Source organism: Shimia abyssi, from assembly GCF_003014475.1.
In the GTDB taxonomy this organism is placed as follows: domain Bacteria; phylum Pseudomonadota; class Alphaproteobacteria; order Rhodobacterales; family Rhodobacteraceae; genus Shimia; species Shimia abyssi.
On record NZ_PYGJ01000015.1, the window covers coordinates 19183 to 42721 of the forward strand.

The window sequence follows — 23539 nt, forward strand, 5'->3', positions numbered from 1 at the left end:
TTAGGCCGCTTCAGCAGCCATCTTTTCGGCTTTTGCGATCACTTCGTCGATGCCGCCAACCATGTAAAAGGCACCTTCGGGCAAGTGATCGTATTCGCCAGCCACGACAGCTTTGAACGACGCAATCGTGTCTTCCAGCGGAACCTGAACACCGTCAGAGCCGGTGAACACTTTCGCAACGTCAAACGGCTGCGACAGGAAACGCTCGATCTTACGGGCACGGGCCACGGCCATTTTGTCTTCTTCGGACAATTCGTCCATCCCGAGGATGGCGATGATGTCCTGAAGCGACTTGTAACGCTGCAGAATCTGCTGAACGTCGGACGCAACCTGATAGTGCTCTTCACCAATGATCAGCGGGTCAAGCAGACGCGAGGTCGAACCCAGCGGATCCACGGCAGGGTAGATACCCTTTTCCGAAATCGCACGGTCCAGAACGGTTGTCGCATCAAGGTGCGCAAACGAGGTTGCTGGTGCAGGGTCGGTAAGGTCATCCGCAGGCACGTAAACGGCCTGAACCGACGTGATCGAACCAGACTTGGTCGAGGTGATGCGTTCCTGCATCGCGCCCATGTCAGTTGCCAGCGTTGGCTGGTAGCCCACGGCCGACGGAATACGACCGAGCAGAGCCGAAACTTCCGAACCCGCCTGCGTAAAGCGGAAGATGTTGTCCACAAAGAACAGAACGTCAGCACCGGTTTCGTCGCGGAACTGTTCCGCCAGGGTCAGACCCGACAGTGCAACACGCATACGTGCACCGGGAGGCTCGTTCATCTGGCCGTAAACCAGAGCAATTTTCGACTCGGGCAGGTTGTCAGGAACGATAACACCGGATTCGATCATCTCGTGGTAGAGGTCGTTGCCTTCACGGGTCCGCTCGCCAACACCCGCAAACACGGACACACCCGAGTGCACTTTCGCGATGTTGTTGATCAGTTCCATGATCAGAACGGTTTTTCCAACGCCGGCACCACCGAACAGACCAATTTTACCACCCTTGGTATAGGGCGCCAGCAGGTCGATAACTTTGATGCCGGTGGTCAGGATTTCGGTCGCGGTCGACTGATCGGCAAATGCCGGTGCGTCGCCGTGGATCGGGCGTGTGCCTGTCGCGTCAACCGGGCCCTGTTCGTCAACCGGGTCGCCGGTCACGTTCAGGATACGGCCAAGTGTGCCAGTTCCAACCGGAACAGCAATCGGAACACCAGTGTCTTCAACCGCTTGTCCGCGCACCAAACCTTCGGTGGCGTCCATCGCGATGGTACGAACTGTGTTTTCGCCAAGGTGCTGGGCCACTTCCAGAACCAATTTCTTACCGTTGTTTTCGGTGGTCAGCGCGTTGAGGATTTCCGGCAGGGCGTCCTCGAACTGCACGTCCACAACGGCGCCAATGACCGCGGTCACTTTGCCTTTTGCGTTTGCCATGTTTCGTCTCCGGTTCTTAGAGCGCTTCAGCGCCCGAGATGATTTCAATAAGCTCGTTGGTGATCACAGCCTGACGCGAGCGGTTGTACTGAATGGTCAGTTTGTCGATCATGTCGCCAGCGTTGCGTGTCGCGTTGTCCATTGCCGACATCCGAGAGCCTTGCTCGGATGCGCCATTTTCCAACAGCGCAGCAAAGATCTGAGTTGCGACGCCGCGCGGCAACAAGTCAGCCAGAATGGCCTCTTCACTGGGCTCGTAGTCATACAACGTAGCGGCACCTGCATCCTCGACTTCGTCAAACGATGCCGGAATGATCTGCTGAGCTGTCGGCACTTGAGTTACGACGTTGACAAACTTCGAATAGAAGATCGTGCACACGTCAAACTCTTCGCTATCAAATCGCGCCAGAAGATCGCGTGCGATATCCTGAGCGTTGTCGTATCCGATGCGCTTTACTTCTGTCAGGTCAACATGACCAACAAAGTGCTCGCCTAGATCCCGTTTTATGCTGTCACGGCCTTTTTTTCCAACGGTGACAATCTTCACCGTTTTGCCCTGAGACAGTAGTTCCTGCGCCCGCGCACGACCAAGCTTGGCAATGTTCGAGTTGAAACCGCCACATAAACCGCGTTCAGCCGTCATGATGACTAGCAAGTGAACATCATCCTTGCCCGTGCCACTCAGTAGCTTGGGCGCAGAATCCGATCCACCAACCGAAGCAGCCAGCCCACCCAGAACGGCATTGAACCGTTCTGTGTATGGGCGCGACTGTTCCGCGCTTTCCTGCGCGCGGCGAAGTTTCGCCGCGGCAACCATTTGCATGGCTTTTGTGATCTTCCGAGTGTTTTTTACACTCTCGATCCTGTTTTTAAGGTCCTTTAGATTTGGCATCTGTCAGGCCCCTTACGCGAAATCAGCGGCGAATTCGTCGAGTGCTGCTTTCACTTTATCTGCGGCGTCGCCCTTGATCTTGGGATCTTCATCGGTGATCCACTGCAAAAGGTCCGCGTGTTTGCTGCGAAGGTGCAGCAACATGCCTTGCTCAAAGCGGCCAACGTCGGACACTTCAACTTTGTCCAGATAACCGTTCACACCCGCGAAAATCACACAGACGATTTCGGCGTTGGTCAGTGGAGAATACTGGGCCTGCTTCATCAGTTCGGTCAGACGTGCGCCACGGTTCAAAAGCTGCTGTGTTGCGGCGTCAAGGTCAGACCCGAACTGAGCAAACGCAGCCATCTCACGATACTGAGCCAGCGAAAGCTTCACCGGACCGGCAACCGAAGACATCGCCTTGGTTTGCGCCGAAGAGCCAACCCGCGAAACCGACAGACCGGTGTTCACAGCTGGGCGGATACCCTGATAGAACAGTTCGGTTTCAAGGAAGATCTGGCCATCAGTGATCGAAATCACGTTGGTCGGAATAAACGCAGAAACGTCACCACCTTGGGTTTCGATCACAGGCAGCGCAGTCAGCGAACCGGAACCGTAATCTTCGTTGAGCTTGGCCGAACGCTCTAGCAGGCGCGAGTGGAGATAGAAAACGTCACCAGGATAGGCTTCACGTCCGGGTGGGCGACGCAGCAGCAGAGACATCTGACGATAAGACACGGCCTGTTTGGACAGGTCATCGTAGATGATCAGCGCGTGACGGCCGTTGTCGCGGAAGAACTCCGCCATTGCGGTCGCAGCGTATGGTGCCAGGAACTGCATTGGCGCTGGATCGGAAGCAGTCGCGGCGACAACGATCGAATATTCAATTGCACCGGTCTCTTCCAGCTTTTTCACCAGCTGAGCAACAGTCGAACGCTTCTGACCGATCGCAACGTACACACAGTACAGTTTTTTGCTCTCGTCATCGCCAGCGGCTTCGTTGTAGGATTTCTGGTTCAGGATCGCATCCAGAGCCACAGCCGTTTTACCGGTCTGACGGTCACCAATGATCAGCTCGCGCTGGCCACGGCCAATCGGGATCATCGCGTCAACCGATTTCAGACCAGTCGCCATCGGCTCGTGCACCGATTTACGCGGGATAATGCCTGGCGCTTTCACATCCGCAACGCCGCGCTCAGTGGATTCAATCGGGCCTTTGCCGTCGATTGGGTTGCCCAGACCGTCCACAACACGACCCAAGAGGCCGTTGCCGATTGGCACGTCCACGATCGAGTTGGTGCGCTTAACTGTGTCACCTTCTTTGATGTCACGGTCGGACCCGAAGATAACAACACCAACGTTGTCGCTCTCAAGGTTCAGGGCCATACCCTGAATACCACCGGGGAATTCAACCATCTCACCGGCCTGAACATTGTCCAGCCCGTAGACGCGCGCGATACCGTCGCCGACGGAAAGCACACGGCCAACTTCGGCCACTTCGGCTTCATTGCCGAAATTTTTAATCTGGTCCTTAAGGATCGCAGAGATTTCGGCTGCTTGGATACCCATTATCCGACCTCTTTCATTGCATTCTGGAGGGAAGCGAGCTTGGAGCGGATCGACGTATCGATCATCTTCGAACCCACTTTAACGACAAGACCGCCAACGAGGGCATCGTCAACGGTCGCATTGATCTTAACAGTTTTGCCCACACGAGCTTCCAGCGTTTTCGCCAGCTTCTCGCTCTGAGTTTTGGTCAGCGCCTTGGCGGTTACTACATCGGCGGTCACTTCACCCTTTTGCTCGGCAATCATTGCGCGCAGCTGTTCAATCAGCTGGGGCAGCACGAACAAACGGCGTTTTTCTGCCATCAGGCCCAGAGCTTTTTTCAGAACGGGCATCAGGCCCATCTTATCGGCAATGGCACCTATAGCCTTACCTTGATCGTCGCGGCTCACCAACGGTGAGTTGATCAACGCGCCCAGGTCGGCACTGTCTGCCAGCACGTTTGCCAATTCATCCAATCCTGATTCCAGTTTGGCAAGTGCATTATTCTCTTGAGCGATCTCAAAGACCGCGGTGGCATAGCGCTCGGCGATGCCGGAGGAGATCGAAGCTGGTTCGGACACGTCCACCCTTCCGCTTTCTGGCTCCGGCTTCTGCATACATGTGTATGCAATTCCTCGGAGCGTTACGTCGCCCTGCTGATGAGCAGGGCAGTCAAATCCGACGCGGGTGTAGCAGAGGCTCGAGCGTCTAGCAACATTGTTTGAAATATTCCCAAAACCCGCAAAAGTCCTTGTTTATAAGGTGTTGCGCAGGGTGCGACCCTTTGCCTGCGACAGAGGGTCAAAAAAATGCCCCTCAAAGACGGGTTTTTCGCGATTCCCATGCCCCAATTGTGCCGTTACTCCGCGGCGACAGAGTGTTTCGATGGACCCGCATTGTATTTGACGCCCAATCGCGTCAACGTTGTTGGGACTTCTAATGAGGCCACGGTACTTACAGTGGTGTCCATTTTTCTATTGTCCCTGCTTGGATTCGGCTTTGCGTTAATTCTGGCCGAAACCATCTCTGATGATGACAATGACAACGAGACGGAAACCGAAACCCCGACGTGTGGTGCCCAAACGATCACCGGTACAGTCGGAGATGATTTTCTTGTCGCACATGACAGCCAACTTGTGCGCGCCGAAGATGGCGATGACCGCGTCAGGGTTCTGGGTGACACCACTGTTCAAGGCGGCGTTGGTAGCGACATTCAGTGCTGCTTTGAAAGCGCAGAGGACGCGGAATTCTACGTCGGCGCGGGTGATGACCGCATTGATACCAGCCGCGTAACCGCCGGGCAAAGCAATGGCGGAAGCGTCAAAGACCATATCACTTCAGGTAGCCAAGGTGTTGCACGAGGCGGTTAGGGTAACGATGAGATCACGACAGGCGCAATTAGCGCAGTTTTGGGCGGCACTGGGGATGACAGCATCACGGCAACCGACGGTTCCGACCTGCGCGGAGGATATGGCGACGACACGATCTCCGGCCAAGATGACGCAACACTGTTCGGTAGACACGGCGATGACCGCATCTCTGTCGGGGATCACTCTCCTTTCGACGGCAGGCACGGAGACGACCCGATCTTCGGGGGAAACGAAAGCGAACTCCTTGGGGGTGCAGGCGACGACGCGCTTCGCATTGGCAGCGGTTTCGGACATGGTGGCGAGGGGGCGGATCATCTCACAGCCGCACTAAGCTGGCTCCTGAGCGACCAAGGCGCGCAGCTAACTATTACCGGTGGCGAAGGAATCGACCGCTGTTCTGTTGCGCCCGAGCGCTGCAGGGGAGACCACGAGTTTAGATCTGCCCCCCGGTCGTCATCACGGGTTTCGCGACCGGGGCCAAACAGCTGATTCTGGAGGAGGCAGACCTGATGGTGTTACTTTCCGCCGTTATCGCTCCTCCTCTAACGGGAGCTACACAGAGGTCACGGCAACGTATGAATTGGGCCTAGGCGTCACTTCCCCGGATGACAACCAGATCCCGATCGTTATCATCTTGAGGGTGTGCCCGAATTGGGCGAGGACGACATTTCCGTCATCAGTTAGGCGGATAACGATACTGAATTGTCCCTTGTATCTGGAACAGACGGCGACGACACCGTTTCTTTCACGCCAGACAGTTTCCTTTTGGCCGGGCCTGGCAATGATATGGTGACGTCAAGTATCGAAAATGCAGTTGTCCGTCTGTGCGACGGAGACGGCACCAACATGTCCGACGCGAACGGTGGCAATGTTCACGGTGGCATCGGCAACGATACAATTGCCTACGGTGGTGCAGGCGAAGACACCCTTGTCGCCGAGTGCGGCTCAGGCAACCACGTGTTCCATGGCGGCAGGGGCTATGACAGTTATGAAGTCGGCGGTGATCATGTTTTTGTGGGCACAGCACATGAAGTATTGTTGTGAACGTTTATCCCGAAGACATCGGCGAGGAAGCCCCATTTATTAGTAGCAACCACGATCCATACAGTGCTTTGCCCGCACTAGACTGGCCAGACGGTGTGTTTGTCCTGTATTTGCCGCCGGAGTTATTGGCGATCTGACGATCGTTTCCGTCCCGATACAAACAACCCAATGTCCTTTCGACCTTGAACCATCAGCACCGCCAACAATCAGGTTTGGTTTCGGTCCGAGCCTGGATTTTTGATTAGGGCTCACCAACTGGACCTGTTCATCATCAACCGCGACGTTGTCTTCTAGTGTAATTCGGCACTTGCCGCTCCAAACTTTAAACTGGCTTCGCCACCGGCGATGGGGCCAAAACCCCCAACGGCTTTTTCACGGCCTCGCGCAGCCCAGGTCCGCTCGGCGCATGAACCCGTTTGCTTGCCTCAACGATCAAAACGCCTCCCGACATGACCGGCGAAACGGTTTTCCCAAAGCTCTCGATCAGTGGGCCGGATTTGCGCCAGAATCGCTTGTGCGACGGGGGCTGAAACAGAGTCGCGCGATGACGTTCTGGCATGAAACCATGTTGACGCAACTGAGCCTCCAATTGTCCAGTGGAATAAGGGCGTCCAAAACCAAATGGCGTTTTGTCGCTGCGCGACCACAGGCCTGAACGATGGGGCACAACAAATATGGCCCGCCCTCCGGGGCCCAGAACCCGATGCGCCTCAAGCAAAACATCAGTGGGCCGTTCGCTGGTCTCCAGCCCGTGCATCATCACCAACCGGTCCACATGGCCCGTTTCGATCGGCCACAGCGTCTCTTCGCACAGGACCGAAACGTTTTTCATCCCCGCAGGCCAGGGCATAACGCCCTGCGGTCCCGGCATCAAACCGATGACCCGACGCGCTTCGGCCAGATAAGGGCGCAACAACGGCACCGCAAAGCCAAACCCCGCCACTGTCTGCCCTTTTGCATCCGGCCAAAGTTCCAACAACTCATCGCGCACGGCCTTTTGCGCCGCGCGCCCCAAAGTGCTGCGGTAATAAAAATTCCGTAAGTCCTGCACATCAAGATGCATTGCACCCGGTCCCATGATCGGCAAAGCTCTATTCAACATAGCAATGAAAAGGCGAAAATCCATGCCCTCCCAACAGCTCGTTACCATCCCCTGTCTTTCCGACAACTACGCCTTCCTGCTTCACAACACTGTGACGGGCGAAACAACTCTGATCGATGCACCCGAAGCGGCGCCAATCAATGCAACCCTTGCCGAACGAGAGTGGTCGCTCACCACAGTAATGCTCACTCATCATCACTACGATCACATTGATGGTCTACCTGATATCCTTGCCCAGTATCCCAACGCAAAGGTCATTGGCGCATCGGCAGATGCTCACCGATTGCCAGCACTCGATGTTGCAGTAGCCGAAGGCGACACGCTGACCATCGCAGGTGAATCCGTGCGGGTGATCGACGTACCCGGTCACACCGTCGGCCACATCGCCTATTACTTCCCGGACACCAAAGCTGTTTTTACTGGTGACAGCCTCATGGCTTTAGGATGTGGTCGCTTGTTTGAAGGCACACCAGACATGATGTGGCAAAGCCTTTCCAAGCTCGCCGCTCTGCCGGACGGCACTACCGTCTGTTCCGGCCACGAATACACAGTCGCTAATGGCCGTTTTGCCGCCACCATAGACACCGGAAACCCAGCTCTGAACACACGACTCGCTGCTGTGGCCAAGGCGCGCGCGGACGGCATTCCAACCGTACCTTCATCCCTCGCAGAGGAACGTGCGACAAACCCGTTCCTGCGCCCGAACGATCCCGCGATACAGCGACTCCTTGGAATGGAGGGCGCGGACCCGGCGTCTGTTTTTGCTGAAATCCGCCGTCGAAAAGACAATTTCTAACCCCTACCCCCTGCGCACGCTTGCATAGCGGCGAAAAATCCGCTTTGCCCAGTTTTCCTGCAATCTGCGATTTCCTTGAGGAAAACACCCAAATTTCAGGTCGATCACGATAATTGTGAGGCAAAAAAGCAAGAAAGTCCTTGAAGACAGCCTCAGATCGACCAAACTTTAACTGTATGAGGCCAATGATGTGGTTGGGGCCTCGGCCCTCCGCATCCCAGAACTAGAAGGAGCACGAGAGCAGTGCCTTCATTCTCGAATACACTAGAACACGCCATTCACGCGGCTTTGGCTCAAGCGAACCAGCGCAAGCACGAGTTTGCCACGCTGGAGCACTTACTTCTGTCGCTACTGGACGAACCCGATGCCCTGCGCGTGATGCAAGCGTGCAGCGTCAATGTCGATGAACTGCGCGAGACGCTTGTTGAATTCATCGATGATGACCTGTCTAACCTTGTGACAGATATCGAAGGATCCGAGGCAGTGCCGACCGCTGCGTTCCAGCGCGTTATCCAGCGCGCTGCGATCCATGTGCAGTCATCCGGTCGAACCGAAGTAACCGGCGCCAACGTGCTGGTCGCCATTTTTGCCGAACGCGAATCCAATGCTGCCTACTTCCTTCAAGAACAGGATATGACCCGGTATGACGCGGTCAACTACATCGCGCATGGCGTGGCCAAGGACCCCGCTTTTGGTGAGGCGCGGCCTGTCACCGGAGCCCCTGAAGAGAACGATGAACAGGCGGGAGCGCAGGTTGAAGGCGACAACAAAGAGAGTGCGCTTGCAAAATACTGTGTCGATTTGAACGTCAAGGCCTCTCAAGGCGACGTTGATCCGCTCATTGGCCGCGATCACGAAGTTGAACGCTGTATTCAAGTGCTGTGCCGCCGCCGAAAGAACAACCCTTTGCTAGTGGGTGACCCTGGTGTTGGGAAAACCGCAATCGCAGAGGGCCTCGCACGCAAAGTGGTTCAGGGTGAAACACCGGAAGTGCTCGCTTCTACAACCATCTATTCACTCGATATGGGGGCACTTTTGGCCGGCACCCGCTATCGCGGCGATTTCGAGGAACGTCTCAAGGCGGTTGTGACTGAACTTGAGGCGCACCCAGACGCCGTTCTTTTTATTGACGAAATTCACACAGTGATCGGCGCCGGTGCGACTTCTGGTGGCGCGATGGATGCATCTAACTTGCTGAAACCGGCATTGCAGGGCGGCAAACTGCGCACAATGGGGTCCACAACCTATAAAGAGTTCCGCCAGCACTTTGAAAAAGATCGAGCCCTGTCGCGCCGCTTCCAAAAAATCGACGTGAACGAGCCGACTGTTTCAGACAGCATCAAGATCCTCAAAGGTCTTAAGGAATATTTCGAGGAGCACCACTCCGTAAAATACACCGCCGACGCGATCAAAACAGCTGTGGAACTCTCCGCACGCTATATCAACGACCGCAAGCTGCCGGACAAGGCCATTGATGTCATCGACGAAGCCGGCGCCGCGCAACATCTTGTCGCGGCTTCCAAGCGCCGCAAAACCATCGGAGTGAAAGAAATCGAAGCGGTCGTAGCGAAGATCGCCCGCATTCCGCCCAAAAATGTGTCCAAGGACGATGCAGAAGTTCTCAAAGATCTCGAAAAATCCCTCAAGCGCGTGGTCTTCGGTCAGGACAAGGCCATTGATGCTCTGTCTTCCGCGATAAAACTGTCGCGTGCAGGTCTGCGCGAGCCGGAAAAACCCATTGGAAACTATCTTTTTGCAGGCCCAACCGGGGTTGGTAAGACCGAAGTGGCCAAGCAGCTGGCGCACACACTGGGCGTCGAGCTATTGCGCTTTGACATGTCTGAGTACATGGAGAAACACGCGGTTTCGCGTCTCATTGGCGCCCCTCCAGGCTATGTCGGCTTTGATCAAGGGGGAATGCTAACCGACGGTGTGGATCAGCATCCACATTGTGTTCTGTTGCTTGACGAGATCGAAAAGGCCCACCCTGATGTATACAATATTCTGCTGCAGGTTATGGATCACGGCGAACTGACAGACCATAATGGACGTACAGTCTCTTTCCGCAACGTGGTCCTCATTATGACTTCCAATGCAGGCGCTGCCGAACAAGCCAAGGCAGCGATAGGATTTGGCCGTGACCGTCGCGAAGGTGAGGATACCGCTGCAATCGAGCGCACTTTTACGCCTGAATTCCGCAACCGTCTCGACGCGGTAATTTCTTTCGCACCCCTGCCCAAGGACGTGATTCTTCAGGTCGTCGAAAAATTTGTTCTGCAGCTCGAAGCGCAACTCATGGATCGCAACGTATCTATCGAGCTTACTCGCAAAGCCGCCGAATGGCTGGCCGACCGCGGCTATGACGAAAAAATGGGCGCTCGCCCTTTAGGCCGCACGATACAAGAGTATATCAAGAAACCACTGGCCGAAGAGTTGCTCTTTGGCAAACTGGCCAAAGGTGGGCTTGTTAAGGTCAAAGTCAAGGATGGCGAACTGGTCCTGGATATGTCCGGCCCGGAAAAGCCGCGGATATCGGGAGATAAACCACCGCTGCTCACGGCCGAGTGACACGCGCTGCACTCAAATTCATTGTCAGCACCCTAATGGCATTACAGGCCTTTGGGGTGATATCTATTGCCCAAGCAGACCCACCGCAGTTGGTCCATCCGGTCGATTGTGTCCTTGGTGAAACTTGTTTCATCCAGAACTACGTCGATCACGACCCAAGCCCCGATTACGCCGATTTCTCTTGCGGCCCGCTCAGCTACGATGGCCACAAGGGTACAGATTTCGCACTACCTAGCCTCGAAGTTATGATGTCTGGCGTCAGCGTTCTGGCCGCAGCGCCCGGTGTTGTCAGTGGCGTTCGTGATGGTATGCCCGATCAGGAATTCAACGAACAAAACGCCGCCACAGTTCAAGGGCGCGATTGCGGTAACGGTGTCGCCATAGATCACGGCGATGGTTGGGTCACGCAATATTGCCACATGAAACAGGACAGCGTCGCAGTCACTTTAGGTCAACGGGTCACTACAGGTGAAACTCTCGGCCAGGTAGGCCTATCTGGCCGCACACAGTTCCCCCACCTCCACATATCGCTGCGCCAGAACGAACGAGTCGTGGACCCTTTCCGCCCGGACCCAAAAACCACAAACTGCGCGCCATCACCCCAAACACTATGGAAATCTCCAACAAAGTACGTACCCGGAGGGTTGATCCAGGTTGCCTTCGCTCCTGGTATTCCACAGTTTAAAACCATCAAATCAGGCATGGCCGCCCACCCCAAACTTCCAGCCCAGGCAAAGGCGCTCGTGCTGTTCGCTTACGGTTTTGGCAGCCGCGCGGGCGATAGTGTAATCCTCGAAATTATCGGTCCGCAAGGAAACGTCCTAACGCATACTGAAATTCTTGAGAAAACTCAGGCCCAATATTTCAGGGCATCGGGCCGTCGCACCCCAATGGGCGGCTGGCTGCCTGGCGTTTATCACGGCAAGGTCGAGGTTCTGCGGGATGGTGTCGCGCTAGACAGCGGCGCGGCGACAGTCCTAATCCAATAACCCTCTATCTTTCGGTGAATTTCAACTCAATTCGCCGATTGCGCGCTCTTGCCTCAGCAGTATCCGTGTTGTCAACCGGTTGGTATTCACCAAAACCATTTGCCGATAATCGATATGGCGCTACCCCGAGCGCTTCGATCATAAAGCGCACAACCGACAACGCGCGCGCTTGACTAAGCTCCCAGTTATCCGCGTAGAAGCCGCCACCAATTGGAACATTATCTGTATGCCCGTCGACCCGGATAATCCAGTCGATCTCGTCTGGTATTTCACCTGCAACCGTCTGCAATATCTGCGCGACCTTGGCGATCTCGTCTTTACCTTCGATTGACAGATCCGCACTGCCCGGCGCGAACAATACTTCCGAGGCGAACACAAACCGGTCGCCGACAATGCGTACACCTTCTTGTGCGCCCAGCACTTGTCGTAAGCGGCCAAAGAACTCTGACCGATACTGTGCCAAATCCTTGGTCTCCGCCTCCAGCGCGGCCTTTTCTGCCTCCAACCGCTTGCGCTCTTCCTCTTCAAGCTCCCGCCGCCGCCGCTCTTCCGCAGCCGCGCGCGCCAGTGCAGCGTTCAGGTCGCTGCCCAAAGTTTCCAACTGTACTCGCGCCGCCGCATCGCGCTCCTTGTAGTCATCAAGCAACGCCTGCAATCCCGCCAGCTGCGTTCGTAGCGCACCAATTTGTTGGTTCAAGGCCTCGATCTTACGTAGGCTCTCTGCCGATCGCGCCTCTTCCTGCTCCAACGCCTTGTTCGCGGCTGCCAGCAAGGCTGCCCGTTCTTGCGCAGCACTCAACGCCTCACCCGAAGACCCTTCGGCCAAACGTTGCGCCGCCAACGCAGCGGCCAGTTCGCGTTCCAACGCCTCCGTATCACGCAAAGTCGCCTCCACCGCCAACTTCGCAGCCACGGCAGCAGCTAACCTCTCACGCAAGGAACGGGCATTTTCCTGAACAGCAACCAGCTCTGCCTCGGTTGACTGCTGCGCCAATACAGCCGCCGCCAACCGCTCTTCCAGTGATTGCAGCGCATCTTGCAAACCGGCCCCATTGCTTTCTGCTTCATCTGCACGTGACTCGGCCGCCAATTGTGCTGCCAACGCCTCAGACAATTGCAACTCAAGCGCAGTCAATAGGTCCACCTTGCTCGCGACCTCCACTTCGGCCAATGAAAGCGCCGCTTCGACCGACGCCAAACGCGCACTCAGGTCCTCAAGGTCGGCGCGCAACTCGCCCTGAGTTGAATTCGCACCCAGTCGCGCCGCCTCCAGCGCGGCTTTCGTTTCTACCAACTCCCTTGTTAGCGCTTCCAGATCAGCGCTCAGGCGATCTTCCACGGCTTTCGCTGCTGTTTCAGTTGAAGTCAGTTTTGCCTCGACGGCCGCCAACCGGGCCTGCAAATCCGAGACTGTTTGGGTGCCTGTTTCCACGCCCAACAACGCCGCCGTCAACTCCGCCTTGACCGAGGCGAGCTCTGCCGCGGTGGCGGTCGCATCTTGCTTGGTTGTCTCCAGCGCCAATACTGCGCGTGCCAACTGAGCCGCCAAATCTTCTTTTTCAGCCAGCACGCCTTCCAGATTTCCACGCGCCACGGCCAAATCTCGTTCCCGCGCAGCAAGCTCCGCCTGAACCGCTGCCAACCTGAGGGCAGCCTCTGCAAGGTCATCGGAAACATCCTGCCCTTCAACCAATGCTGCCGCAAGCTTCAGATCCAGATCCTCTCGCGCGGCCTCGGCGGCGGCCAACATTGTCAGCGTGTCTTCGGCCTCCTTGCGCTGCGCCTCCAGTGCGAGCGTCATCGCCGTCAACTCCGCCTCGGCATTTTGCAAGCGTTCGCGTAACGCCTCTGCCGCTGCTGCTTCAGCCAGCCGTGCCATTTCCTCTGCGCTCAGCGTCTCTTCCAACTCGCCTGCGCGGGCCACGAGATCGGCTTCGCGCGCCTCGCTTTGGGCCAGCTTGCTCTGCAGATCATCGATCAAAGCCTGCAAGGCTTCACGCCGCGCCGCGTCCAGCCGCGCCGCCTCAACCTGTGCATCAATCTCGGTCCGTGCCTGCGCCAGCGCCAAATTTAGCGCCTCTCGTTCATCCACCAACGCCGCACGTTCCGCGTCCAATTCATCACGCCGCGATTCAAGATCTGCAATTGTGCTCAGAGCAGCTTCGCGTTGCGACAACAAGGTCGCCACCTGCGCCTCAAAACTGGTAATACTAGCCTGCGCGGCCTCCAGCGCGGCTTCAGTCGCATCCCTTTCCGCCGTCAGAGACGCAATCAACGCATCCTGCTCGCGCACCAGTGTTTCTCGATCATCCAAAGTCGCTCGAAGTCCACCTAATTCGGTCTCCAAACCGGCAGACCGTTCGCGCTCAAGCCCTAAGGCGCTGGCCAATGCGGCAACTTCCAACTCCAACGCGTTCAGCTCAGTTTCCTGTCCGGTAATCGTCTCGCTCAGCACCGATTGAACGATCATGAAAATCGTCAAAACGAACATCAACACCAGCAAGAGGCCGGTCATTGCATCGACAAAACCGGGCCAGATCGAAGCCTGAAATCGCTGTCCTGTGCGCCGAGAAAGGGCCATAGAACCGCCCCCTACCCTTCGCCCGGCTCAGGTCGTGGTTTGGCGCGCAATTTTCCAACGGCCTTGGGCCGTTCTGCCTGAATCTTTGCCATTTGCCGCAATGTGCGCTGCAAAGCCGACAGATCAGTGCGCAACTCGGCCATGCTCTCCTGACGCCCCGCCGAAACCTCTTCCAGAATGCGCAACATCTGAACGTCAATCGAACGCAACCGCATCCGGCTTTCTGCATCGATCCCGCTGCCGCCATCTTCTTCGCGATGTTCAATGGCGTGGATCAACCGTTCCTGCCCTTCGGCAACGCGCAGCAGCGCTTGGGTCGTGGGCGCCTGCGCCTCCATTCGGTCAGTCATCCGATGGATTGCCTCGGCTAGTTGGTTCAGACGTTCATCCGCGTCGACTCGCCCCCCCATCGCCAGCGAAACGTTCTGTTGCAAAAGCTCCATTTGTTGGGCCATGTGATCAAATGCCATGCTCACACCGGACATTTCGCCGCCGTCGCCGTCACCCCCATCGCCGGATGAAAACCCGACCCGTGTGATCGAACTCAACCACTCTTCCAGTTCGCGGTAAAATCGGTTCTGCCCGTGCCCGGCGAACAGCTCTAGCAAACCTACGATCAACGATCCCGCCAGCCCTAAAAGCGACGACGCAAATGCGATTCCCATGCCTCCCAACTGTGCTTCCAGCCCGGTCATCAAACGCGAAAATCCGTCCGCACTGCTTTCACCTTCTTGCGGTGCAAGGCTACGGATTGTGTCGACTACAGCTGGAACCGTCGTGGCAAGGCCGTAGAACGTCCCCAAAAGCCCTAAGAAGATCAACATATTAACAAGGTAGCGTGTGATTTCACGCCCCTCGTCAATCCGTGTCGCGACCGAATCCAGAATGGATCGTGAACTGGAAGCTCCAATCTGGCTATGCGCCCCACGTGACCGCAACAGCGCTGCTAACGGCGCCAACAACGATGGCGGTTGATAAGAATTATGCCCCTCGCGCAAGCCCGCAAAACTCTCGATCCAACGCACAGATTTGATCAGTGAAAATACCTGCCAGAAACAAGCCAAAACACCGATCAAGAAGACAAACGCGATGAACCCGTTCAGGTACGGGTTGGCGATAAACACCGGCAAAACGCGCGGTAGGGCGACGTAGACCAACAGGCCCGTCAGCCCCAACACGACCAGCATCAATATGATCTGACGAAACGGTTGAGAGAAGTGCGGCTCGACTTTGCGGTCCGGCTGGTCCATGTGGACGGTTCCTGACACTATGATTTAATCGCGCTCACCCTAATGGCACTTGGTCACAGTGCCAAGGATTTATGCGCTGCACTGCCGCATCTGCATCAAACTGTTGTCAATTCGCGCACACGTTGCGACAACCAATCCAGTTCCGGATCAGTGATCCCCAGCTCGCCCAGATGACTTGCCGTATTGTGCAGATACTCGGTGTTGGGACCCCGTCCACCGACCGCCTCTGCTATGATCTGCGCCTGCTCTTCGACGTCCAGATGGCAATACTGTACATGATGCGGGTCAATCACATATGTCACTGCCACTACTTCGCGCCCATCCGCCAGCGTCACGGGCAGTTTCTTTTCCAGATAGGCCGAGCTGATCAGCTCCCGTTCGCGCAAATAGTCCAATGTCGCTTCGCGCCGCTCCGGTGTTACGGACAATGCGAGCCCCTGACAGGTCGCCCCTGCCAACTCGTCCAATGCCAAAACCAGCCCCGGCGAGTCCACTGTTCCGCGATGGTGGATCGAACGCATACAAAAGCTTCGGTGCCAGCCCGGCAACGTCGCAATCGACTTTTCTTCATATTCAAAGCCCGGATTCCATAACAAGGACCCGTATCCAAAAACCCACATATTCCGCCTCTGGTTCTTTTTTGCGAGCGCCTTTAAACACCAATTCGAAGGAATGGAAAAGAGGCCACCCCAAGATGAAGCGACTTGCCTTTCTTATCATCTTTGCTGCCTTCGTCTGGTCTGGCTTTTGGGCTGTGGGTTTCTGGGGACTTAACGTCGGACTGGATGCTTGGTTCAAACAACGCCGCGCAGAAGGCTGGGTCGCAGAATTTGATGAACGTAGCATCCTTGGTTATCCCAGCCGCTTTGACATCACGTTCGAGAATCTCTCCCTGGCCGATCCAGATACATCTGTCGCCTGGGAGGCTCCTTTTTTCCAAATCCTCGCGCTTAGCTACCGCCCGAACCACGTTATCGCTGTCTGGCCAAACAACCAGACCCTAGCAACCCCGACCGAGAAACTCACGCTGCGCACAAAAGACATGCGCGCTTCGCTTGTATTGCTGAGCGACACAAATCTTAGCCTTGATCGAACCAACCTCTCAATCCAGAATCTTGCACTTAACTCTACAGCCGGCTGGCAATTGACCGCCCAAAACCTCGACCTCGCTCTGCATTCCGTACCAGATACCGCAGCCACCTATCGCGTGGGGCTGAATACCAAGGAACTTGCACCCAACGTAGCGTTTCGCATGCCGGCAGACGTAAACTTGCCCCGTACATTCAGTGCTCTGAATGCACGCCTAACCGCCAAGTTCGACCGCCCCCTTGATCGCACCACTATCGAAGAGAGCCGCCCGCAGCCCACCGCGCTTGATTTGGAACTGGCTGAAATCACCTGGGGTGAGTTGCACCTCAACGCCGCTGGCCAAGTCACACTCGACAAACTGGGCTACCCAACTGGTGCGATTACCATCCGCGCTGTCAACTGGCGCGAGATCCTGAACATCGCGCGCGCTTCTGGTCAATTCTCCTCCGACGTCCTCAATACCGTGGAATCCGCACTCGATTTAATCTCGAAGCTTTCCGGCAATTCAAACGAGCTGGACTTGCCGCTGACATTCGAGAACAACACGACCCGCCTCGGCCCAGTTCCCATCGCACCCGCGCCTCGTATCCGTTTGCGCTAAGCGAAGCAGCCCGTACGGGTCAATGCGCGCACACCAGAAACATTACCGGCAATAACTCCCACCGCGGTGGCGCGCGATATCAAAATGGAAATGATCCCGATGGTAACGATCCGAGTTGGGGCCTAGAACAGTTCCAAACGGACCACAGGCTTTAGAGTGCGCCTTCTTGAGGATGCGACCTTTCTTGCCTTTGTTCCAATCTCGCAGCACGCTGATACTGTCTCCATTCTTCAAATGCACCGCCGCAATATCAATTGCATTTCCCTTACCGTGCTCCGAAATTTTTGCACCGGGTCGGTTGTTGCGCGTACGGCACGCATAGCTAGCCACCACTTTCAGCTCAGCTACCCCGCCGCCGTACCGCCCCACTGCTGGCTCAAGCCCCTTGTCGACCCAAAGCTGTAACGCCCGCGCCGTATCACATTTGATCGTCGCTGGTCGGCTCAAATTAACTCCGTTCACTTCGTGAAGCCGAATTGCGTCTCTTGGAATGCCACAGCCGCGTACGTTCGACATTACCGGCTTGATCTCTTCGCCGTACAGCTTGCGATCCTTGCAAAGCCTTACAAGCCCATCTTTGCGCTTTGCCCTCAGCGACCAGTCGCGTTTCTTCTTTTCCGGCTTCGCCTCAGGCTCAGGTTTTGGCAAAACCGCAGCCGTCGAGGCTGCCGCAACCGCAGAGGACACCTTCCGGGTTACATTTTGAGGTCGTACAACTGGACGCAGCGACGCATCAGGCGCAAAGCTCGACAAGGCTGGTGGGAAAACATGCTCGCGCGTGACAGGTCGCAACGATTTTTCCGGCGCCCGCGCCTCCACAAATCCGGCAACCCCCAACCCAACGCAGAGGGCCGCTGCCATCGCAGCCCGCCCCTTCATGACTTGGGCGCGCCCCGGCCAAAATCCGGCGCGTCTGTATCCTGGCCCGCTTCGATAATCCCGCGCCGAATGGTACGTGTGCGAGTGAAATAATCAAACAGGTGATCGCCGTCGCCGGTACGTATGGCACGCTGCAACGCAAACAACTCTTCGGTGAACCTGCCCAAGACCTCCAACGTCGCGTCTTTGTTGGTCAAGAACACGTCCCGCCACATGGTCGGATCAGATGCAGCGATGCGAGTAAAATCCCGAAAACCTGCAGCGGAATACTTGATCACTTCGCTGTCTGTTACCCGGCGCAAATCGTCGGCGACACCCACCATCGTATAGGCAATCAGATGCGGTGCGTGGCTGGTGACAGCCAGGACCAGATCATGGTGATCCGCATCCATCTGATCGACATTCGCACCCATCCCTTCCCACAGGTCGCGCAATCGCGCAACGGCCTCTGGGTCGGTTGCATCATCAGCGGGAACGATAATACACCAGCGATTGTCGTAAAGCTCGGCAAAGCCACTCTCAGGCCCCGAATGCTCTGTCCCGGCCAACGGGTGCGCAGGTACAAAATGCACCCCGCCTGGCAGATGCGGTGCAACTGCTGAGATGACAGACCGCTTGACTGACCCCACATCGCTTACAGTTGTGCCAGATTTCAAATGCGGCGCAATTTCGCGAGCCACAGCGCCCATCGCTCCCACTGGAACACAGAGCACGACAAGGTCAGCCCCCTCAACGGCGTCACGCGCACTTTCGCACACACGGTCACATAACCCGATCCGCCGCGCCGTTTCGCGTGTCGCCCTTGAGCGCGCGAACCCCGTAACTTCGCCTGCCAATCCGCGTCGTTTCATCGCCCAGAACATCGACGACGCGATCAGTCCTAACCCAATCAAAGCCACACGTTCGTATACAGGCGCTGTCATCAGGCATCTTCCGGCGCGTTGCGCTTGGCCTTGAATTGCCCAACTGCATGGGCGACACGGCGACAGCTCGCCTCATCCCCAACCGTTATGCGTAAGCAATGCGGCAGGCCGTAGCCCGCCACCAGACGCACAATGATGCCTTGCGACTTCAAATAGGCGTCACATGCCACTGCCTCGTCCTGATCCGCAAATCGCGCCAGGATAAAGTTGGCCGTTGACGTATCTGATGGCACACCCAGCTCAGCCAAAGCTTCGGCGAGCCACGCGCGCATCCGTGCGTTCTCGGACCGGCACTTGCGTACCCAAGCCTGATCACGCACCGCCGCTTCGGCAACCGACATTTGTATTGTCGACAAGTTGAACGGCTGACGTAAACGATTGAGTACATCGATGATCTCGCGCGATGCATAACCCCAGCCAACGCGCAATCCACCAAGGCCATAAATCTTGGAGAACGTCCGCGTCATAATCACGTTCTCACGCGCACCCACCAGCAACGCACCGCCGTCAAACCCCTCGACATATTCCGTATAGGCACCATCATGAACCAAAATGGCGCCATTGGGTAATCCATCCGCCAGACGGGCAACCTCGTTGCCTCCAATCATAGTGCCGGTCGGATTTGCCGGGTTTGCGATGAATACGATTTTGGTCTTGTCAGTACACGCCGCCAAAATCGCATCCACGTCCACGACGCGTTCGCGTTCGGGAACAACCACCGGTTTCGCCCCAACCATACGCGCTAGGATGGGGTACATTGAAAATCCGTGTTCGGTGTAGATCACTTCGTCATCCACACCGGCATAGGCCTGCGTGACGAATTGCAACACTTCGTCTGACCCAACACCACAAATAATGCGATCCTTGTCCAAACCGTGCACTTCGCCAATTGCGGCCCGCAGCTCCGCGTGATCGGTTGACGGATACCGATGCAAGTTATGTCCAGTCTTGCCATGGGCAGCTTTCACTGCGTCCGAGGTTCCCAGTGGGTTCTCGTTCGAAGAAAGCTTGACCACATCTGACACCCCCTCCACAGAGGATGTACCACCCACGTAGAGCTCGATATCCATGATACCCGGCTGTGGCTGAATGACTGACATCATAATACTCCTGCTACGCACTGGTACTTAGCCCCGCGCCATCCCCAAGGCTAGAGGCTTTCGCCCATTCTCTTAAGTACGGATACGCAGCAACTCCGATACTGGCACAAAAACCACAGCCCGTTTTTGCGTAAAGCAATTGCGACGCGCTCATAGTCTTCCAAGAATTCATTTCGTTTGACCGCCGCTACCCTTCTGACTTCAGGAGAACTCCAAAAAATGCTTTCGCCTTATCTGACCTGCGAAACAAAAAACCCGCTGCACCATGCAACGGGTTTTCCAAATCTTTCAGAAAGTCGGCGAAGATTAGTTCTTCGCGTAGAATTCAACCACTAGGTTCGGCTCCATCACGACGGGGTACGGCACGTCGGACAGACCAGGAGCCCGTACAAAAGTCGCCGTCATTTTGTTGTGATCTGCATCCAGGTAATCTGGAACATCACGCTCAGGCAATTGAACCGCTTCAAGCACGACGGCGAGTTGCTTGGACTTGTCACGTACTTCGATGACATCACCCTCTTTCACACGGAAGGACGGGATGTTCACGCGCTGTCCGTTCACGGTGACGTGACCGTGGTTCACAAACTGGCGCGCCGCAAAAACGGTTGGAACGAATTTTGCGCGGTACACTACTGCGTCCAGACGGCGCTCCAGCAGACCGATCAAGTTTTCACCCGTATCGCCTTTAACACGCTCGGCTTCGCCATAAATACGGCGGAACTGCTTCTCTGTCAGATCTCCGTAGTAACCTTTCAGCTTTTGCTTTGCGCGCAGCTGGGTTCCGAAGTCCGACATCTTTCCCTTGCGGCGCTGACCATGCTGGCCGGGGCCATAGTCACGACGGTTAACTGGGGATTTTGGACGACCCCAGATGTTTTCACCCATCCGGCGGTCAATTTTGTACTTGGCAGACGTGCGTTTGGTCACGGCTGTTCTCCTTCTAATGGTCGACGCCCAAATAGGCGACTATGAAGGGCGTTGTCCTCTTGGCCGAAGCCATGACAGGCGACCTCTTGCGAGGGCCACCAACACCAATGAAGCCGCGCGTATACATCAGTGATCGGGGGTGTCAAGCATCAACTCCCTACCATAATGAGAACCGTCCGAAGGAATTAACGAATTGTCTTCGCTCAAACTGAACCACGCCAAGTGCTTTCCGAGGCGTGATCCAAAATTTGCCAACTGCGCCTAGGCAGCTTCGTGCAACAGGATCGCGGCTTCCGATCGGGTCAAGTTGCGTCGCGCATAAGGGCCATACCCATGAGGATCGCGATCCAGCGCCGGTTGCATCGCCAGCAGACGCTCACGATCCCCCGGCCCTAGCGACTCTAGCGAAGCGCTCGCCGGATGGAAGCTTTCGGTTTCCACGCCGTTAGCCCAGATCACCTCATGCGCCGGCAACAACAAGTGCACATATGTCACCTCACGAAGCGCGTGATCCACCGACACTGTGTCGCCGTTTACCAGATCGCGCGCACGGACCAACACTTCCGAGTTATTGAACAATGTGCGCGCCGCCAAGCCGCGCACCAACATTCGGTGTTCCGGCGAAACCAGCAGCTCCTGATCAGGTCTATCAATTCCTAAAGCGCCAGGTTTGATCCGGATCGGTCGCAACTTGGGCATCGCGAACAAACGCGCCCCCGTCATACGACGGCTTCCAATCCACATAACCTCTTGTGAGCCATTGTCACGTGTCTGCACCCGATCACCTTCACGAAGGTCGTCGATGCGACGTGGCCCTTGCGGTGTTGCGATGATGGTTCCCGGTGTGAAACAGATCACGCCACCATCCTGCTGTTTCGCCCTTCGGCTCGACAACGCGTTCATCGAATGATGCACTACCCAAAGCTCGCGCCCACTTGGCGGTAACTCGTCAAGGAACATTAATAGCGGAGCGCCCCCCGCCACCTCAATAACTGTAGCCGTATAACTACCGTCACCGTCCGTGACGACAAAGCCGCCCTCAAACAACGGCAAATCGACATCCGCGTCATCCACCGATTGCGTATCATTTAGTGCTGCCCCAACCAGTCGGCGCACCATATGCGCCGCCCGCTTGCGGATGTTTGCCCCTTCTTCCCCCTGATCGAGTCGCAAAAGCGCGCCGGGACCGTCCACTTGGACAGCATCCCCATGCCATGACCACACCACGCCTGTTTCCAGCGTTTGCTCGGGTGCAGCCCTAAGGCCATCTACTTCTGTTTGCGACCAGGAGATGACAAACGTGCCACGAAAGCCCGTCTCCATTGCCTGATAACCTGCCATTTTCTTTTTTTATGGCTAAACGATATCAAAGCAGATTCGACGTGCAAAGACCCGATTTGTAAAAAGTTAACGCGCGTCACAAAGCGATGCAAAAACGGCTCAGAATTTAAGATCCAACCGGATCGCACCTACAACTTGGCCTTCCCCCTGACCAACAAACTCTTCACTCAACCAAGTAACACCATAAAAAACATGACTCTTTTTGCCCCGCCAGTGAAACCCCATACGCGCGCGCTGGCGAGTATCCGTCAGTTGCAAACCACGGTCGTCGGGCAGATACACACTGTCAAACACCTTGGCGATATCCGCACCTATAACAAAACTGGTGCCTGCTATCTGGTTCTTGACCGCTCTGTAACGATGTCCCGTCACCCAATCACGTACCAGCAATTCGCCCTCTCCATACCGGCCCAGCGTGACATCAAATCCAGCGCGCACCAAGCTTTCATCGCCCAGACGTGCTTCGGCAAATGGGCGTAAAACGCTCTTTTCGCCCAGACCATAGTCGCGCCCCATCTCAGCCACGGCTCGCCCCGTCCATTGATTGGGCAACTGCCCCGCCAACACCGTATCTGACGGCCCTGGAATGCCTACGGCATCATGAATGGCGCTTTGCAAATCATCTAGATGGGTCATAGGACCAATAGCTATCAGATCCGCCCCCATCGCAAACTCAGTCTCGCCGGATCGGAAATGTGTATGTAACCCCCACGACAATGCCCCAGCCCAAGGCCTGTCTCCTGATCCAGAATCGTTAATGTTTCTTGGGGAAATTATCTCGCCACCGAACCGAAACTCCAACAGATCAAAGGCCTTTTCCGGTACCCGACCATCCCAGCCATACCCCCAGATACGACTCGAAGATGCCGAACCTGTGCGCCAACGGTCGCGCCCATCGCCCAGCAAGTCATTGACGATAATCCGGCCATAGCCCAAAAACTCGCGTCCAGCGATATCAGCAATACTAGGGCTGGCGGTAAGTGCCAGAAAACAGGCGAAAACTCGGCCAAACATATCGGTCCCCGATTAACGCCCCCACGGCTCAATCGTCGTAACCGCTTCCAAACGTTTACGACAAGAAGATTAGGTGTTTTTTCATCCAATTGTAGCAAACGAGTTACGGTTCGGGGCT

General features: G+C 56.1%; 20 protein-coding genes. 6 read left to right on the forward strand and 14 right to left on the reverse strand.

Annotation, left to right across the window (positions count from 1 at the left end; translation table 11 throughout):
• Genes atpD through CLV88_RS17990 form a run of 4 tightly spaced genes read right to left on the reverse strand, consistent with a single transcriptional unit; the run spans nucleotide 1 to nucleotide 4428 of the window.
• Nucleotides 1-1425, reverse strand: coding sequence for a F0F1 ATP synthase subunit beta (atpD, locus tag CLV88_RS17975; RefSeq protein ID WP_106609801.1), 1425 nt, complete (start codon nucleotides 1423-1425; stop codon nucleotides 1-3).
• A gap of 16 nt (nucleotides 1426-1441) precedes the next feature.
• Nucleotides 1442-2317: a F0F1 ATP synthase subunit gamma gene (locus CLV88_RS17980; RefSeq protein ID WP_106609802.1), complete on the reverse strand. Its 876-nt coding sequence runs from the start codon at nucleotides 2315-2317 to the stop codon at nucleotides 1442-1444.
• Between the two features lie 12 nt (nucleotides 2318-2329).
• The gene (gene atpA / locus CLV88_RS17985) at nucleotides 2330-3868 is read right to left on the reverse strand and encodes a F0F1 ATP synthase subunit alpha (RefSeq protein ID WP_106609803.1); all 1539 of its coding nucleotides are present in this window, start codon (nucleotides 3866-3868) and stop codon (nucleotides 2330-2332) included.
• Complete coding sequence (locus CLV88_RS17990) at nucleotides 3868-4428, reverse strand: F0F1 ATP synthase subunit delta (protein ID WP_106609875.1); 561 nt, start codon at nucleotides 4426-4428, stop codon at nucleotides 3868-3870. The genes atpA and CLV88_RS17990 overlap by 1 nt, the downstream gene beginning before the upstream one ends.
• Before the next feature lie 228 nt (nucleotides 4429-4656).
• Between CLV88_RS17990 and CLV88_RS17995 the strand changes: the two genes are divergently transcribed.
• Nucleotides 4657-5217, forward strand: coding sequence for a hypothetical protein (locus CLV88_RS17995; RefSeq protein ID WP_106609804.1), 561 nt, complete (start codon nucleotides 4657-4659; stop codon nucleotides 5215-5217).
• Between the two features lie 702 nt (nucleotides 5218-5919).
• Nucleotides 5920-6261, forward strand: a complete 342-nt coding sequence (locus CLV88_RS18005; RefSeq protein ID WP_106609806.1) for a hypothetical protein — start codon at nucleotides 5920-5922, stop codon at nucleotides 6259-6261.
• 322 nt (nucleotides 6262-6583) lie between these two features.
• Here CLV88_RS18005 and CLV88_RS18010 read toward each other — a convergent pair whose 3' ends face one another.
• Entirely contained in the window at nucleotides 6584-7324 is a 741-nt protein-coding gene (locus tag CLV88_RS18010; RefSeq protein WP_106609876.1) for a class I SAM-dependent methyltransferase, read from the reverse strand.
• Between the two features lie 61 nt (nucleotides 7325-7385).
• Here CLV88_RS18010 and gloB point away from each other — a divergent pair, with 61 nt between their 5' ends.
• From gloB to CLV88_RS18025, 3 genes are all read left to right on the forward strand, one after another.
• Nucleotides 7386-8159, forward strand: coding sequence for a hydroxyacylglutathione hydrolase (gene gloB / locus CLV88_RS18015; protein ID WP_207797097.1), 774 nt, complete (start codon nucleotides 7386-7388; stop codon nucleotides 8157-8159).
• A 243-nt stretch (nucleotides 8160-8402) separates the two neighbouring features.
• On the forward strand, nucleotides 8403-10727 hold the full coding sequence (clpA, locus tag CLV88_RS18020; protein ID WP_106609807.1) for an ATP-dependent Clp protease ATP-binding subunit ClpA: 2325 nt from the start codon (nucleotides 8403-8405) through the stop codon (nucleotides 10725-10727).
• Between the two features lie 35 nt (nucleotides 10728-10762).
• On the forward strand, nucleotides 10763-11716 hold the full coding sequence (locus tag CLV88_RS18025; RefSeq protein WP_106609878.1) for a M23 family metallopeptidase: 954 nt from the start codon (nucleotides 10763-10765) through the stop codon (nucleotides 11714-11716).
• Between the two features lie 4 nt (nucleotides 11717-11720).
• On the opposite strand, the gene CLV88_RS18030 is transcribed toward CLV88_RS18025, so the two are convergent.
• The 3 genes from CLV88_RS18030 to CLV88_RS18040 form a co-directional block, all read right to left on the reverse strand.
• Nucleotides 11721-14297, reverse strand: a complete 2577-nt coding sequence (locus tag CLV88_RS18030) for a peptidoglycan -binding protein (RefSeq protein ID WP_106609808.1) — start codon at nucleotides 14295-14297, stop codon at nucleotides 11721-11723.
• Nucleotides 14298-14308: 11 nt separating this feature from the next.
• Complete coding sequence (locus CLV88_RS18035; RefSeq protein ID WP_106609809.1) at nucleotides 14309-15547, reverse strand: biopolymer transporter ExbB; 1239 nt, start codon at nucleotides 15545-15547, stop codon at nucleotides 14309-14311.
• A 95-nt stretch (nucleotides 15548-15642) separates the two neighbouring features.
• Nucleotides 15643-16167, reverse strand: coding sequence for a gamma-glutamylcyclotransferase (locus tag CLV88_RS18040; RefSeq protein ID WP_106609810.1), 525 nt, complete (start codon nucleotides 16165-16167; stop codon nucleotides 15643-15645).
• A gap of 74 nt (nucleotides 16168-16241) precedes the next feature.
• On the opposite strand from CLV88_RS18040, the gene CLV88_RS18045 reads away from it, so the two are divergent.
• Nucleotides 16242-17237 (forward strand): DUF2125 domain-containing protein, encoded by a 996-nt coding sequence (locus tag CLV88_RS18045; RefSeq protein WP_106609811.1) that lies wholly within the window; start codon nucleotides 16242-16244, stop codon nucleotides 17235-17237.
• Between the two features lie 42 nt (nucleotides 17238-17279).
• Here the strand turns inward: CLV88_RS18045 and CLV88_RS18050 are convergent, their stop codons facing one another.
• From CLV88_RS18050 to CLV88_RS18075, 6 genes are all read right to left on the reverse strand, one after another.
• Entirely contained in the window at nucleotides 17280-18098 is an 819-nt protein-coding gene (locus tag CLV88_RS18050) for an extensin-like domain-containing protein (RefSeq protein WP_243403716.1), read from the reverse strand.
• 14 nt (nucleotides 18099-18112) lie between these two features.
• Complete coding sequence (locus CLV88_RS18055; RefSeq protein ID WP_106609813.1) at nucleotides 18113-19039, reverse strand: prephenate/arogenate dehydrogenase family protein; 927 nt, start codon at nucleotides 19037-19039, stop codon at nucleotides 18113-18115.
• Entirely contained in the window at nucleotides 19039-20139 is a 1101-nt protein-coding gene (gene hisC / locus CLV88_RS18060) for a histidinol-phosphate transaminase (protein WP_106609879.1), read from the reverse strand. Before hisC ends, CLV88_RS18055 begins: the two co-directional genes overlap by 1 nt.
• A gap of 306 nt (nucleotides 20140-20445) precedes the next feature.
• A complete protein-coding gene (gene rpsD, locus CLV88_RS18065; RefSeq protein ID WP_106609814.1) occupies nucleotides 20446-21066 on the reverse strand; it encodes a 30S ribosomal protein S4 in 621 nt (206 codons plus the stop codon).
• Nucleotides 21067-21327: 261 nt separating this feature from the next.
• Complete coding sequence (locus CLV88_RS18070; RefSeq protein ID WP_106609880.1) at nucleotides 21328-22389, reverse strand: Hint domain-containing protein; 1062 nt, start codon at nucleotides 22387-22389, stop codon at nucleotides 21328-21330.
• A gap of 117 nt (nucleotides 22390-22506) precedes the next feature.
• A complete protein-coding gene (locus CLV88_RS18075; RefSeq protein ID WP_106609815.1) occupies nucleotides 22507-23421 on the reverse strand; it encodes a lipid A-modifier LpxR family protein in 915 nt (304 codons plus the stop codon).
• Nucleotides 23422-23539: the final 118 nt, after the last annotated feature.

Bases quoted from the DNA above. Each gene is read 5' to 3' on its own strand.
- hisC (WP_106609879.1), bottom strand. From the start codon at position 20,139: ATGTCAGTCATTCAGCCACAGCCGGGTATCATGGATATCGAGCTCTAC.
- CLV88_RS18050 (WP_243403716.1), bottom strand. From the start codon at position 18,098: ATGGCAGCGGCCCTCTGCGTTGGGTTGGGGGTTGCCGGATTTGTGGAG.
- atpD (WP_106609801.1), bottom strand. From the start codon at position 1,425: ATGGCAAACGCAAAAGGCAAAGTGACCGCGGTCATTGGCGCCGTTGTG.
- gloB (WP_207797097.1), top strand. From the start codon at position 7,386: ATGCCCTCCCAACAGCTCGTTACCATCCCCTGTCTTTCCGACAACTAC.
- CLV88_RS18040 (WP_106609810.1), bottom strand. From the start codon at position 16,167: ATGTGGGTTTTTGGATACGGGTCCTTGTTATGGAATCCGGGCTTTGAA.
- CLV88_RS18035 (WP_106609809.1), bottom strand. From the start codon at position 15,547: ATGGACCAGCCGGACCGCAAAGTCGAGCCGCACTTCTCTCAACCGTTT.
- CLV88_RS18010 (WP_106609876.1), bottom strand. From the start codon at position 7,324: ATGCATCTTGATGTGCAGGACTTACGGAATTTTTATTACCGCAGCACT.
- CLV88_RS18045 (WP_106609811.1), top strand. From the start codon at position 16,242: ATGAAGCGACTTGCCTTTCTTATCATCTTTGCTGCCTTCGTCTGGTCT.
- CLV88_RS18030 (WP_106609808.1), bottom strand. From the start codon at position 14,297: ATGGCCCTTTCTCGGCGCACAGGACAGCGATTTCAGGCTTCGATCTGG.
- CLV88_RS18070 (WP_106609880.1), bottom strand. From the start codon at position 22,389: ATGGAGACGGGCTTTCGTGGCACGTTTGTCATCTCCTGGTCGCAAACA.
- CLV88_RS17980 (WP_106609802.1), bottom strand. From the start codon at position 2,317: ATGCCAAATCTAAAGGACCTTAAAAACAGGATCGAGAGTGTAAAAAAC.
- atpA (WP_106609803.1), bottom strand. From the start codon at position 3,868: ATGGGTATCCAAGCAGCCGAAATCTCTGCGATCCTTAAGGACCAGATT.
- CLV88_RS18025 (WP_106609878.1), top strand. From the start codon at position 10,763: ATGGCATTACAGGCCTTTGGGGTGATATCTATTGCCCAAGCAGACCCA.
- CLV88_RS18075 (WP_106609815.1), bottom strand. From the start codon at position 23,421: ATGTTTGGCCGAGTTTTCGCCTGTTTTCTGGCACTTACCGCCAGCCCT.
- CLV88_RS18055 (WP_106609813.1), bottom strand. From the start codon at position 19,039: ATGACAGCGCCTGTATACGAACGTGTGGCTTTGATTGGGTTAGGACTG.
- CLV88_RS17995 (WP_106609804.1), top strand. From the start codon at position 4,657: ATGCCCCTCAAAGACGGGTTTTTCGCGATTCCCATGCCCCAATTGTGC.